Here is a 12,286-nt window from a genome sequence, read left to right on the forward strand (position 1 = left end):
ACCCTTAGCCGTGTTGGATTAGCTGATGAACAAACTATTCGTGAGTCTGCTGTTGACCATGGGGGTCGCAGGTGCGGCAAGTGCTGCGGGACCGATCAAAGGCGATGCTGCTGCCGGTCAGGCCAAAACAGCTGTCTGTGGGGCCTGCCACAACCCTGACGGCAACAGCCTGGCACCGAACTTCCCGAAACTCGCCGGCCAAGGTGAGCCCTACCTGAACAAGCAACTGCATGACATCAAGGACGGCAAGCGTACCGTGCTGGAGATGACCGGCATGCTGGCCAACTTCAACGACCAGGACCTGGCCGATATCGCCGCCTACTTCGCCAGCCAGAAAGGCAGCGTGGGCGCCGCCGACCCGAAACTGGTCGAGCGCGGCCGTGCCCTGTTCAATGGCGGCAACCTCGAGAAAGGCATGCCCGCCTGCACCGGCTGCCACTCGCCCAACGGCGCGGGCATCGCCCTGGCGAAATTCCCGCACCTGAGCGGCCAGCACGCGCAGTACGTCAGCAAGCAGCTGACCGACTTCCGCGAAGGCAACCGCACCAACGACGGCGATGCCATGACCATGCGCACCATCGCCGGCAAGCTGAGCAACAAGGACATCGAAGCCCTGTCCAGCTACATCCAGGGCCTGCACTGAGCCGTGGGAGCGGGCTTGCCCCGCGATGAGGCCCGCGCCAACACCGCAACACCACGCGTTAACACTCGGTTAATGCATCAGCGCTAAAGATGAAAAGGGCAGCCCAGGCTGCCCTTTTTTCTGTCCATAGCCGTTACACTACAGAACTCGAGCCCTTCCCGGCCTGTCCTACGCAGGTCGCGTCGAGGCGACCAAAGACTGCTCAGGAGTAAAGCATGCGTAAACTGATTCTCAGCGCTGCGCTGGTCGCCGCCAGCGTATTCGGTATGGCCGCCGTACAGGCCGCAGAGCCTGCAACCGCCGGCAAGGAATATATCGAGCTGAGCAACCCCGTCCCGGTATCCGTGCCAGGCAAGATCGAAGTCGTCGAGCTGTTCTGGTACGGCTGCCCACACTGCTACCACTTCGAACCGACCATCAACCCTTGGGCTGAGAAGCTGCCGAAGGACGTCAACTTCAAGCGCGTCCCTGCCATGTTCGGCGGCCCGTGGGATAAACACGGTCAGATGTTCCTGACGCTGGAAGCCATGGGTGTCGAGCACAACGTCCACAACGCCGTTTTCGACGCCATCCAGAACAAGCGCATGAAGCTGATGGAGCCTGAGGAAATGGCCGACTTCCTGGCCACCCAGGGCGTGGACAAGGACAAGTTCCTGGCCACCTACAACTCCTTCGCTATCCAGGGCCAGGTCAAGCAGGCCAAGGAGCTCGCCAAGAAGTACGAAATCACCGGTGTTCCAAGCCTGGTGGTCAACGGCAAGTACCGCTTCGACCTGGGTACCGCAGGTGGTCCGGAAGGCGTGCTGAACGTCGCCGACCAGCTGATCGCCAAGGAGCGCGCCGCTAAGTAAGCGGCGACCGCCATGCGCTTGCGTGCCACGCGAGGCATCGGCCTGCACCAGCCGCAGGTCAACGAGCATCACCTGCGGGCCCCCGGCCTGCCGGAAGATGGTCGCCTGCGGCTGCTCAGCTTCAATATCCAGGTCGGCATCAGCACCGAGCGCTACCGCCACTATGTGACGCGCAGCTGGCAGCACCTGCTGCCGCACAACGGGCGTGCCGGCAACTTGCAGAAGATCGGCGATTTGCTCGGCGACTTCGATCTGGTGGCCCTGCAGGAGGCCGATGGCGGCAGCCTGCGCTCGGGCTTCGTCAACCAGGTGGAGCACCTGGCCCAGCTGGGCGCCTTCCCTTACTGGTACCAGCAGCTCAACCGCAACCTCGGGCGTTTCGCCCAGCACAGCAATGGTGTGCTCAGCCGCCTCAAGCCCCAGCGCCTGGAAGACCACCCGCTGCCCGGCCCGTCCGGTCGTGGGGCGATCCTGGTGCGCTTCGGCGAAGGCGAGGACGCGCTGATCGTGGTCATGATGCACCTGGCCCTTGGCGCCAAGACCCGGGCCCGCCAACTGGCCTACATCCGCGAGCTCATCGGTGGTTACCGCCACCAGATCCTCATGGGCGACATGAACACCCATGCCACCGACCTGCTCGACCACTCGCCCTTGCGCGACCTTGGCCTGATCGCCCCGCAGGTCGAGGCCACCTTCCCCAGCTGGCGTCCGCAGCGCTGCCTGGACCATATCCTGCTCAGCCCGAGCCTGACGCTGGAGCGTGTCGAGGTGCTGGCCCAGCCAATCTCGGACCACCTCCCCGTCGCCGTCGAGATCCGATTGCCTGACGCCCTGACTGTGGATACGCTGCCGGTCCTGAGCTAGGCCTGCTGGCGCGAACCGGGCACTCAAGTGTTCGAGTTTTCCGCCGAAACCCAGTCATCACAGGGCTAGATGCCATCACCCGTCGCGGATCCAGGCATGACCGAAGAAGCCGAGCGCTGGAAAGAAAAATACCTCAAGAGCATCGAGCGCCAGGAAAAGCTCGAGCGGCGCTGGGAAGCCCGCCTCGACTTGCTGCGCCGTGGCCTGGTGCGCAGCACCCTGGCGGCGGAGGGCAGTGACAAGACCGTCGATCAGTGCATGAAGGAAATGCGCGAGGTGATCCGCAGCGACAACATGGACGCCGGCCTCGCCGGGCTGATTCCGCGCCTGGAAAAAGCCGTGCTCGACTCCGAGCAGCGCCGTGAGACCCGCATGAACCAGGTCAGCGAGGCGCTCACTGCGCTGGTCTCCCAGCTGCAGACCTTGCCCTTGCCTGGCGATGTATCGCGGCCCCTGAAGAAACTGGCGAAGAAACTCGACGGTGGCGTCAGTCAGTCGCGGGAGCTTCCGCCCTTGCTGGGCGAGCTCAGTGGCTTGCAGGGGCAAGCCTTGAGCTCACTGCACAGACCCACTGAGGAGGCCCGCCCAGGGTTCCTGCAGCGCCTGTTCGGTGGGCGCGACGAGCCCCAGGGTGAGGCAGTGGGCGACGAGACGCCTGCGCCAGCGCAGAAAGCACCCGCCGTGCAAGCCAGCGCGCCCGAGGCACGGGATGCCGACGAGTTGCAGGTATTGCCTGCCCCTGCTGCCCAGGCCGAGCATGAGCCGATCCGGCATGTGGACGAGGCCGTATCAGCGCCTGAGGTCGAAGCACCGGGGCCGGCGCTGGTCGATACCACTCCGTTGCCCGTCGTTGAGCCGCTGCCTGAGGCGCCTCCCGTGGCAGTGCCGAAAGAGGACAGCGAGACCGCCCCTGAGTTGGCGGCGATGACCGAGGATACGCAGGCCCTGCAGGATCTCCAGGAGCCCGAGTCCGTGGTGGCTGTCGAGGAAGAAGGCCCCTACGCCCTCCCCGACGCCCTCGAACCGCCTTACAGCCAGGTCGCCGCCCATATCGAGCAAACCCTGATCGGCCTGCTCGACGACCTCAGCCTGCCCGAGCGCCACAAGGCCCAAGCCCTGGAAATGCGCGAGCGGGTTGCCCGCGGCCTGAACTGGTACGAACTGATTCCGGTGCTGGATGACCTGGCCGTGCTCATGCTGGCGATCACCGACAGTGGCCAGCATGAGTTCGAAGCCTACCTGCAACAGCTCAACGTGCGCCTGGAGACCTTCCAGAGCCACCTGCACGAAGCCAGCGCCGGCCACGCCGACAACAGCTCCGCCGCCCGCGAGCTCGACAGCCAGTTGCGCGAGCAGGTCGATGGCCTGCAGAACAGCGTGCAGGGCGCCGTCGATGTGGACAGCCTCAAGCACATCCTGGAAAACCGCCTCGAAGGCCTGCTGGTGACCATGGACGAGCACCAGCATGAGCGCGACCGCCGCGAGCAGGAGCTGGCCGGTCGCCTGCAGGGGCTAGCGGCCCGCGTGGCGAGCATGGAGCAGGAGGCGCTTGGCTACCGCGAGCACCTCGAGGAACAGCGGCAAAAGGCGATGATCGACCCGCTGACCGGGTTGCCGAACCGTGCGGCCTGGAGCGAGCAGGTCGAGCGCGAAATGCTCGACTGGCAGGAGAACGGTGGCCACCTGGCCATGGCCATCCTCGACCTCGACCATTTCAAGCGAATCAACGATGGCTACGGTCACCTGGCGGGCGACAAGGTGCTGAAGATCGTCGCCGAGCAACTGCGCAAGCGCCTGCGTGGCCGTGACTTCATCGCCCGTTTCGGCGGCGAGGAGTTCGTGCTGCTGCTGCCTCAGACCTCGCCTCCCGCGGCGGCACAGGTGGCAGAAGCGTTGCGCGCGGCGGTCGAGGCTTGTCCGTTTCACTTCAAGGGCGAACGGGTGGTGATCACCACGTCCATTGGCATCAGCGCCTTCCGTTCCGGCGAGCGTGGTGATCAGGTGCTCAAGCGTGCGGACGAGGCGCTGTACCGAGCCAAGGACCAGGGGCGCAATCGCGTCGTGCAGGCATAAATAGTTACCGCCTCTTCGGCTCCCGAGGGCTCGACACTGATGGCGAGCGCTGCTTGCGCAGCGCATCGCCAACAGATCGATCTTGAAAGGAGCTACAGAATGAAAATGACCAAGTGGATCATGCCACTGCTGCTGGGCCTGGCGTTCCAGGCAAGTGCAATGGCCAAGGACATGATCCTCACCGCCCACGTGAGTGCCGATGGCAGCGTGCTGCGCCAGTGGCCTGAGTGGATCGCCCAGGTCGAGCGCCAACCGCAGGCCAACTACTTCACCCAGTACAAGCTGAAGTTCAATCCCCGCATCGTGCATCAGGATCCAGGCTTCTGCTCGGTGTCGCCGATCGATGCCAGCAGCTACGACCGGCAGATGCACGGCCAGGCCAAGGTGATCGGCAAGCCGCTGGCCGAGCAGGTGACCGTGATGACCCAGCTGGTGGACAAGAAAGGCCCGAGCGGCGACAACTCGCTGGAGTTTCTGGTGATGTGCGTGCGCTGAGTCGATAGCCGATCGTCAACGACAGGCCCAGAGCACGTTATACTGTAGCGCTGTTGTCGCCTACTCAATGACGTGCTCTGTGCAATGAAAAAACTCCTCACCGCCCTGTTCCTGCTGGCCCTGGCTGGTTGCTCCAGTGGCTTGCGCATCGATCGCAGCCACCCTTCGGCCAACCAGGACAGCCGTATCCAGTTCGTCGTCGTGCATTACACCAACGCTTCGCTCGAGCGGTCGCTCGCGCTGCTGACCCACGGCGAGGTCAGCGCCCACTACCTGATCGGCGACGGACCGGCCACGGTCTACCAGCTGGTGGACGAAAGCCGTCGCGCCTGGCACGCCGGCGACAGCCAATGGCAGGGCCGTACCTGGCTCAACTCCAGCTCCATCGGCATCGAAATCGTCAACCCGGGCTATACCGACACGCCGACTGGCCGGGTCTGGCATCCCTACAGCGAAGCGCAGGTCCAGGCGCTGATCGCCCTGCTCAGGGACATCGTCCAGCGTAACCACATCGATCCGCGCCATATCATCGGCCATAGCGACATCGCGCCATTGCGCAAGCTCGATCCGGGGCCGCTGTTCCCCTGGAAGCGCCTGGCCGACGCCGGGCTGGGTATATGGCCGGATGCCGCCGCCGTGGCGCGGCAGCAGGCCTACTTCGAGGTCAACCCGCCTACCATCAGCTGGTATCAGCAGCAACTGGCGCGCTTCGGCTATGCCATCGAGCAGACCGGCGAGCTGGATGTGGCCACGCGGCATGTGATTGGCGCCTTCCAGATGCGTTTCCGTCCTCAGCGCTTCGACGGCATGCCGGATGCGCAGACCGCCGCGATGCTGCAGGTGCTCAACCGCAAGGGTTAAGCCCTGTATAGGCCCCAGGGCGCTTTAGCGCCCAACGGCCGCGCCAATCGTTCATTCCGTTGCTATACCTTTTGTATTCAACTGGATGCCGCGCATGTCTGCCCTGCTCGCTACATTGCGTCAATTTTTTCACCGTCCCTGGCTGATGGCCGCAATCGCGGCCCTGGCCAGCGCCTCGCTGTTGCTCGCAGCCAGCGTCGGCGTGACGTTGCAGCAGATGAAACACAGCGAAAGCGACCAGATGAACGCCCAGGGCGAGCGCTTTCTCGAGCGACTGGAGCAGGTCTTCGGCCAGCTGCGCGAGGCGGTCGACCAGCTTCAGGCGCAACCCTTGCGTGGCTGTGACGCGTCGATGCTGGCCGAGCTGCAGCAGGTCGCCCTGAAATCGCGGTTCATCTACGAGGCGGCTTACGTGAACGGTACGCTGGCCTGCTCAAATCGTGGCGGCGGGCGGGTCATCGAGCCGCTGCGTGCCCCGGATATCCAGGGGCCGACCTACAGCTACTGGCTCAACACCACCACTGAACCCAATGAAAACCTGGCGGCGCTGATGCTGGGGCGCGGCAACTTCCTGGTGTCCACGTCCCGCGGTCATCTCAGTGATGTGGTCGACCTGCCGCCCGGCGGCAGCTTGCTGGTGCTGTTGGATCGCGGCACTCGGGCCATTCCGGTACTTGGGCCGACTCAGGCCTGGCCCCCGGTCACCGATTGGCCGCCACCTTCGCACAAGTCGTTGATCGAACTACCTGACCGGCTGGTCTATCGCATGGCGACCAAGTCGCCGGACTACCAGTTGGTCCTGATCGCGCCCCGTGCCAGCTTGCCGCTGAAGCTCAACGGCATGCTCTGGCTGCTGTTCCCGGGCAGCCTGGTGCTGGCCTGCTGCATCGGCTGGCTGGTGTTGCAACTGATCCTGCAACGGCGCTCGATGAGTTCGGAGCTGCAGCAGGCACTGCGCCGTGGTGAGTTGCAGGTGCTCTACCAGCCGATCTTCGAACTGGACAGCCGCCGCTGTGTCGGTGCCGAGGCCCTGGTGCGCTGGCGTCGCCCGGACGGCAGCCTGACCAGCCCGGAGCTGTTCATCCCACTGGCGGAAAACACCGGGCAGATCCGCCAGATCACCGACTTCGTCCTGCAGCGGGTGCTGGAGCAACTGGGGGCGCTGCTGCGGGCCAACCGCCAGCTGTACATCTCGGTGAACCTGGCGGCCTGCGACGTGATGGCGCCGCGTATCGGCCGGGTGGCCGCGCGTCTGCTCGCCCACCATCGGGTGGCTGCCAGCCAGATCGCCTTCGAGGTGACCGAGCGCGGCCTGATCGATGTGGTGGTGGCCCGGGACAACCTGCAGGCGCTGCGGGCGGTGGGGCACCAGGTGCTGATCGACGACTTCGGCACGGGCTACAGCAGCCTGGCGTACCTGCAGACCCTGCCGGTGGACTGCCTGAAGATCGACAAGTCGTTCATCGACGCGCTGGGCCATGACGCGGCCAGCAGCGGCGTGGCGCCGCACATCATCCGCATGGCCCACGACCTGCACCTGCGGGTGATCGCCGAGGGCATCGAATGCGAGGACCAGGCCGTGCTGCTCAATGCCGAAGGGGTCAATTACGGGCAGGGCTGGTTGTTCGCCCACCCGCTGAACGCCCGTCAGTTCGCCGAGCTGATCACGCGTGGGCGGCGGGTGTCGAGGCGACGGATCGATGACGAGCCCTGAAGGCAGGGCTTGTCCCGTGACGTCAGGCCGGCAATGTCATGTAGAACTGAGTGCCTTGCCCCGGACGCGAGAACACGCCCATGCGCCCACCGTGCAACTGCACGATTTCCTTGCATAGCGCCAGGCCCAGACCGGCCCCGCCTTTCTTGCGCCCCACCTGTACGAAGGGCTCGAAGATCCGCCCCTGCTGCCCATAGGCGATGCCTTCGCCGTTGTCCTCGACGCTGATGATCACGCGTTCGGCATGGCGCCGGGCATGCAGGCGGATGTGCCCGCCGCTGGCGGTATGGCGCACGGCGTTGTGCAACAGGTTGTCGAGTACCCGGTCGAGCTGGGCAACATCGGCCTGGATGCGCGGCAGCGGCGGCTCCAGTTCACTGAGCAGCTCGATCTGCTTGGCCGCCGCCTGCTCGGCGAAGCGTGACACGGCGCGCTCGAACAGCTCGTCGAGCGCGCATGGCGCCAGCTCCAGCTTCTGCAGGCCACTCTGGTAGCGGGAGAAGTTGAGCAGGTCGTTGATCAGCTGAGTCAGGCGCTGCATTTCCTCGCCGATGGTGTCCAGCAGGTCGTTCTCCCGCGCTTCGGGCGGGAAGCTGATCCGCTCGCGCAACAGGCCGAAGGCCATGTGCATGCCGGTGACCGGTGTGCGCAGCTCGTGGGAGGCGCGCAGCACGAACTCGCTGCGCACCCGCTCGAAGGCGCGCTGTTCGGTGACGTCGTGCAGCACCATCACCGCGCCAAGAATGGGGCCTTGGGGATGACTGACCGGGGTCAGGCTGTAGGTCAGCAGGCGGGTTTCCTCGTCCACCTCCAGACTCAGGTCTTCGGGCGGGCGGTCCAGGCCGCCGCCGCGCAGGACCTGGCGCAGCTGCTGTTCGAGTTCCGGGCGCTGCAGGGCCTCGGCCAGGCTTGCGCCGAGGCGGCTCGGGTCCCAGCCCAACTGACGCTGGGCCACCGGGTTGAGGTGTTCCAGGCGGCCCTGGCGATCGATGATCAGCAGGCCGTCGTCGATGCTGTCGAGCACGGCCTGCAGGCGCTGCTGGCCCGCGAGCAACTCGTCGACATTGGTCGCTTGGTGCTTGCGCAGGGCATCGGCCATCAGGCCGAAGCGGCGGGTCAGCTGGTTGAGCTCGGTCGCCTGGGTGATCGGCAAGGTCACCTCGAAATTGCCCTGGCCCACCTGGTCGGCGGCCTTGGCCAGCGCCTCGATCGGTTGGCCGAGGCGCCGGGCGATGTTGTGCGCGGTAACGAAGCCCAGCACCAGCACGGCCAAGCCCACCAGGCCGAGCACGCCGCCGACCATGAGGGCGTGGTGGCGGGATTGCTCTTCGCTGCGCACGATGTGTTCCAGCGCCTGGCGGTGAGAGTCGAGCAGGTCGGTGCGGACCTGGTTGAACGCGGCGCCCAGGGGCTGGTCAACGCCCATGCTCAGCGCCGGTGTCGGGCTCTCCCGATACGCTTGAATGAACGCCTGGTAGTTGCTGCTGGCCTTGCTGAAACCGGTGCGCTCACCGCCTTGCTCCAGCCCCTGGTTGAGCAGGCTTTGGAACTGGTTCTGCAGGGTGACCAGGTTCTTCGGGTCGGTGCCATCGTCGAGCATGAGGTTCAGTTGCTCGCCCAGGTTCTGTCGCAGCTTCAGGCCCAGCTCCAGGGTGTGGGAAGTGTCCTGCACCAGGCGCTGCTGCACCGTTGCCATCTGCAGCACGCTGATCAGCCCCAGCAACAGGCCGAGCAGCGCCACCGTCACCAGCGCCGAGATGCTGAGGAACAACCGTGTGCGCAGCTTCATCGGCCACCTCACAAGTTGAACTGCTTGCGCTTGCGATACAGCGTCGAGGCATCGATACCGAGGGTCTTGGCGGCTTGGTCGAGGGTGTCGCTGGCGGCCAGTACCGCGGCGATGTGGGCGCGCTCAAGCTCGTCCAGGCTCAGCGCCGCGCCTACCCTGGGGGCGTTGCTGGTCGGGGCTTCGGTCATGCCCAGGTGGCTGATTTCCACCCGTTCCTGTGGGCAGATGATGCTGGCCCGTTCGATCACGTTGCGCAGTTCGCGGATGTTGCCCGGCCAGCGATAGTTGAGCAGCGCGGTGCGGGCTTCGTCGCTGAAGCCTCGGGCCGGCCGCGAGTACTCCTTGACGAAGCGGGCCAGGAAGCGGTCGGCCAGGGTCAGGATGTCCTCGCTGCGTTCGCGCAGCGGCGGCAGGTGCAGGGTGATGACGTTGAGGCGATACAGCAGGTCTTCGCGGAAGCGGTTTTCGCGGACCATTTCCTCGAGGTTGAGATTGGTCGCCGCAAGAATGCGCACATCGGCGCGGCGGGTGATCGGATCGCCGACCCGCTCGTATTCCTTGTCCTGGATGAAGCGCAGCAATTTTGGTTGCAGCGTGAGGGGAAAGTCGCCGATCTCGTCAAGAAACAGCGTGCCGCCGTCCGCCTGGCTCACGCGCCCCAAGGTGCTTTCGCTGGCACCGGTGAACGCGCCTCGGGTATGACCGAACAGCTCGCTTTCCATCAGCTCGGCGTTCAGCGACGGGCAGTTGATGGTCACGCAGGCCTTGCGCGCGCGCTTGCTCCAGCCGTGGATGGCCCGCGCCAGCTCGCCCTTGCCGGTGCCGGATTCGCCGAGGATGAGAATGTTGGCGTCGGTGGTGGCCACCTGACGGGCGGTTTCCAGTACCGCCATCATTGCCGGGCTGTGGGAGTCCAGGCCGTCCTTGGGCTTGCGCACTTCGCCCTCGAGGGCTTCCAGTCGCGCCGACAGCTGGCGCACTTCCAGCTGCTTGGCCGTGGCCAGGCGCAGTTGGTCGGGGCTGCAGGGCTTGACCAGGTAATCGGCGGCGCCGGCCTGGATCGCGTCCACCGCGGTATCGATCGCCGAGTGGGCGGTGACGATCACCACCCGCATCCAGGGGGCCTGGATGCGCATCTGCGCCAGCACGTCCAGGCCATTGTCCTCGCCCAGGCGCAGATCGAGGAAGCACAGGTCGAACACCTGGCGCTGCAGCAGGGTCTCGGCCTGGGTGGCGCTGTTGGCGGTGGCCACGCTGTAGCCTTCGTCCTCGAGGCAGTAGCGGAAGGTGCGCAGGATGGCGGACTCATCGTCCACCAGCAGAATGCGGCCTTGGTTGTCCGGGGCTGATTCCATTTCCTACGCTCCTTTGGGGTGAATCTCAATTAGTGTCGGAAAAATCGGGCAAGTTGCATGGCTGATTCTGATTGATTCGACGCGATGCATGCTAGCCGAAAGGCAGACAGCGATAGCCTCCCAGGATTCACTGGCCTGGAGCCGACGAAGAAGCCGGCCTGATCGTGCAAATCGCACGGTAATCCACGAGGCATCGTGCAGTATGCGTCCCCGTAGAACCTTTTGTTTTTTGTATGTTATTGATTTTAAACGATTAATTAGAATCAAAAATGCTGGCACACAGGCTGCAACAGCCCCTCCAGGTTTGCATAACAAGTACAGCAGGAGGAACCGGCATGAATCGCCAGCACGTCAACCGCACGCAGTCCGCCGTTTTGCCCGTGCATCAGCTGCTGTTCCTCGGCATGGCATTGCTGCTCACCCTGGCGGTCGGCCTGTTCCACTACAGCTGGCAGACCGCCCGCCTCGCCGAGCAGGTGGCGGCACAGACCGCTCTGTTGACGCAATTGAGGACGAGCCATGCCAGCACGTTGGTAAAGGCGGCGGAGCCGTTGCCGTCCGCTGACACCGCCCCTGCCGTGCTCGAGCGTACCGTGCCCCAGGAGCGCTGGGTGTTCTGACGCCGAAGCACACGACCGATTTCGCACGAGAAAAGGAGAAACATCATGCTGAGTTGGGCCATCACCTTCCTGATCATCGCCATCATCGCTGCGGTCCTGGGCTTCGGTGGTATCGCCGGTGCAGCGACGGGTATCGCGAAGATTCTGTTCATCATCTTCCTGGTGCTGTTCGTTGCCTCCTTCTTCTTCGGACGCGGCAGGGGTTGAAGACCATGAGCAGGATGCTCTCCAAGGCCTTGGTCGTTGCCCTGCTGCTGGGCAGTGGCGCGACGGCGATGGCTGCCAATGACGGACAGGTCCGAGCCAACCAGTTGCTTGGCTCGGACCCGCAGTACCGGGAAACCTGGCAGAAGACCATCAAGAACGAAGAACGACTGCCTGAATGGGTGATCAACCTGAGCGGCAGCTCGGCGCAACAGATGTCGGCGCTGACCGAGGACGGTGACCAGTACCTTGTCGGGCCGCTGTGCGAGTCCGAAGGCAACTGCACCTACAAGCGCCTGATCGTGGCGTTCAGTTGGGACAAGGACGAAGCCTACGGCATGCTCGTGGAGGTGCCCGAGGGGCTGCCCGCCGACAAGTCGCCGACCCGCCATGCGGACTATCGCTGGCTGGGCAAGCCGGACGAGGGCATGAAAGCCCTGCTGCAGGAGCAGCTCAAGCGTGACCCGAACTGGTACTGACCAACGGTCGCGCGCTGTAACGCAATAGAAGCTGAACCTTTTTATCTTTCAGGCTTCTATGATGCGCGGCCCCGAGGAGGGGCCGTGCATGACCAGGGGGCCGGGCCGTTCTGACTGTTGCAGGGTCGGAGTGGCCTAGGGGTACAGGGAGTACCTCCGCGACGGGCCAGGTCAGGAGAGGGTGGCATCGGAAGTTGCAGGTCGGCCAGGTTCGCTCGAAATCGTGTGACCGATCTGGCTTCCGAAGCGCCTTATGTGGGAATCCTTCCTTATATATGCGCGACTTTCCTTCTGGACACATTTTGTCGCGACCGTATATCGAAATATTTTTACCTGTC

General features: G+C 64.4%; 12 protein-coding genes. 10 read left to right on the plus strand and 2 right to left on the minus strand.

Features of this window, described 5'->3' with window-relative positions; translation table 11 throughout:
• The first annotated feature begins 25 nt into the window (after positions 1-25).
• The 7 genes from ACYUME_RS00985 (at position 26) to ACYUME_RS01015 (ending at position 7,501) form a co-directional block, all read left to right on the plus strand.
• Positions 26-643, plus strand: coding sequence for a c-type cytochrome (locus ACYUME_RS00985; protein ID WP_279884631.1), 618 nt, complete (start codon positions 26-28; stop codon positions 641-643).
• 215 nt (positions 644-858) lie between these two features.
• Positions 859-1,494, plus strand: a complete 636-nt coding sequence (dsbA, locus tag ACYUME_RS00990) for a thiol:disulfide interchange protein DsbA (RefSeq protein WP_011531535.1) — start codon at positions 859-861, stop codon at positions 1,492-1,494.
• A gap of 12 nt (positions 1,495-1,506) precedes the next feature.
• Entirely contained in the window at positions 1,507-2,358 is an 852-nt protein-coding gene (locus ACYUME_RS00995) for an endonuclease/exonuclease/phosphatase family protein (protein WP_460417801.1), read from the plus strand.
• Positions 2,359-2,454: 96 nt separating this feature from the next.
• Positions 2,455-4,431 carry a GGDEF domain-containing protein gene (locus ACYUME_RS01000; RefSeq protein ID WP_460417803.1) on the plus strand — a complete coding sequence of 659 codons (1,977 nt, stop codon included), beginning with the start codon at positions 2,455-2,457 and terminating at the stop codon, positions 4,429-4,431.
• 99 nt (positions 4,432-4,530) lie between these two features.
• Positions 4,531-4,926, plus strand: a complete 396-nt coding sequence (locus ACYUME_RS01005) for a hypothetical protein (RefSeq protein ID WP_460417805.1) — start codon at positions 4,531-4,533, stop codon at positions 4,924-4,926.
• A gap of 84 nt (positions 4,927-5,010) precedes the next feature.
• The gene (locus tag ACYUME_RS01010) at positions 5,011-5,787 is read left to right on the plus strand and encodes an N-acetylmuramoyl-L-alanine amidase (protein WP_460417806.1); all 777 of its coding nucleotides are present in this window, start codon (positions 5,011-5,013) and stop codon (positions 5,785-5,787) included.
• 94 nt (positions 5,788-5,881) lie between these two features.
• Complete coding sequence (locus ACYUME_RS01015; protein WP_279884616.1) at positions 5,882-7,501, plus strand: EAL domain-containing protein; 1,620 nt, start codon at positions 5,882-5,884, stop codon at positions 7,499-7,501.
• 22 nt (positions 7,502-7,523) lie between these two features.
• Here the strand turns inward: ACYUME_RS01015 and ACYUME_RS01020 are convergent, their stop codons facing one another.
• Positions 7,524-9,290, minus strand: a complete 1,767-nt coding sequence (locus ACYUME_RS01020; RefSeq protein WP_279884614.1) for a KinB sensor domain-containing domain — start codon at positions 9,288-9,290, stop codon at positions 7,524-7,526.
• 8 nt (positions 9,291-9,298) lie between these two features.
• Positions 9,299-10,645 (minus strand): sigma-54-dependent response regulator transcription factor AlgB, encoded by a 1,347-nt coding sequence (gene algB, locus ACYUME_RS01025; RefSeq protein ID WP_279884611.1) that lies wholly within the window; start codon positions 10,643-10,645, stop codon positions 9,299-9,301.
• A gap of 335 nt (positions 10,646-10,980) precedes the next feature.
• Between algB and ACYUME_RS01030 the strand changes: the two genes are divergently transcribed.
• From ACYUME_RS01030 to ACYUME_RS01040, 3 genes are read left to right on the plus strand one after another with little or no spacing between them, the layout of a single operon-like run.
• The gene (locus tag ACYUME_RS01030) at positions 10,981-11,265 is read left to right on the plus strand and encodes a hypothetical protein (RefSeq protein WP_460417808.1); all 285 of its coding nucleotides are present in this window, start codon (positions 10,981-10,983) and stop codon (positions 11,263-11,265) included.
• Positions 11,266-11,310: 45 nt separating this feature from the next.
• Positions 11,311-11,472 (plus strand): DUF1328 domain-containing protein, encoded by a 162-nt coding sequence (locus ACYUME_RS01035; protein ID WP_028688664.1) that lies wholly within the window; start codon positions 11,311-11,313, stop codon positions 11,470-11,472.
• A 5-nt stretch (positions 11,473-11,477) separates the two neighbouring features.
• Positions 11,478-11,948: an inhibitor of vertebrate lysozyme family protein gene (locus ACYUME_RS01040; protein WP_460417810.1), complete on the plus strand. Its 471-nt coding sequence runs from the start codon at positions 11,478-11,480 to the stop codon at positions 11,946-11,948.
• The last annotated feature ends 338 nt before the right edge of the window (positions 11,949-12,286 follow it).

This window comes from Pseudomonas sp. microsymbiont 2, assembly GCF_054788395.1.

Excerpts from the sequence above, each read along its gene's own strand:
- ACYUME_RS01040 (WP_460417810.1), top strand. The coding sequence starts at position 11,478 with ATGAGCAGGATGCTCTCCAAGGCCTTGGTCGTTGCCCTGCTGCTGGGC.
- ACYUME_RS00985 (WP_279884631.1), top strand. The coding sequence starts at position 26 with ATGAACAAACTATTCGTGAGTCTGCTGTTGACCATGGGGGTCGCAGGT.
- ACYUME_RS01015 (WP_279884616.1), top strand. The coding sequence starts at position 5,882 with ATGTCTGCCCTGCTCGCTACATTGCGTCAATTTTTTCACCGTCCCTGG.
- ACYUME_RS00995 (WP_460417801.1), top strand. The coding sequence starts at position 1,507 with ATGCGCTTGCGTGCCACGCGAGGCATCGGCCTGCACCAGCCGCAGGTC.
- algB (WP_279884611.1), bottom strand. The coding sequence starts at position 10,645 with ATGGAATCAGCCCCGGACAACCAAGGCCGCATTCTGCTGGTGGACGAT.
- dsbA (WP_011531535.1), top strand. The coding sequence starts at position 859 with ATGCGTAAACTGATTCTCAGCGCTGCGCTGGTCGCCGCCAGCGTATTC.
- ACYUME_RS01020 (WP_279884614.1), bottom strand. The coding sequence starts at position 9,290 with ATGAAGCTGCGCACACGGTTGTTCCTCAGCATCTCGGCGCTGGTGACG.
- ACYUME_RS01030 (WP_460417808.1), top strand. The coding sequence starts at position 10,981 with ATGAATCGCCAGCACGTCAACCGCACGCAGTCCGCCGTTTTGCCCGTG.
- ACYUME_RS01005 (WP_460417805.1), top strand. The coding sequence starts at position 4,531 with ATGAAAATGACCAAGTGGATCATGCCACTGCTGCTGGGCCTGGCGTTC.
- ACYUME_RS01000 (WP_460417803.1), top strand. The coding sequence starts at position 2,455 with ATGACCGAAGAAGCCGAGCGCTGGAAAGAAAAATACCTCAAGAGCATC.
- ACYUME_RS01035 (WP_028688664.1), top strand. The coding sequence starts at position 11,311 with ATGCTGAGTTGGGCCATCACCTTCCTGATCATCGCCATCATCGCTGCG.
- ACYUME_RS01010 (WP_460417806.1), top strand. The coding sequence starts at position 5,011 with ATGAAAAAACTCCTCACCGCCCTGTTCCTGCTGGCCCTGGCTGGTTGC.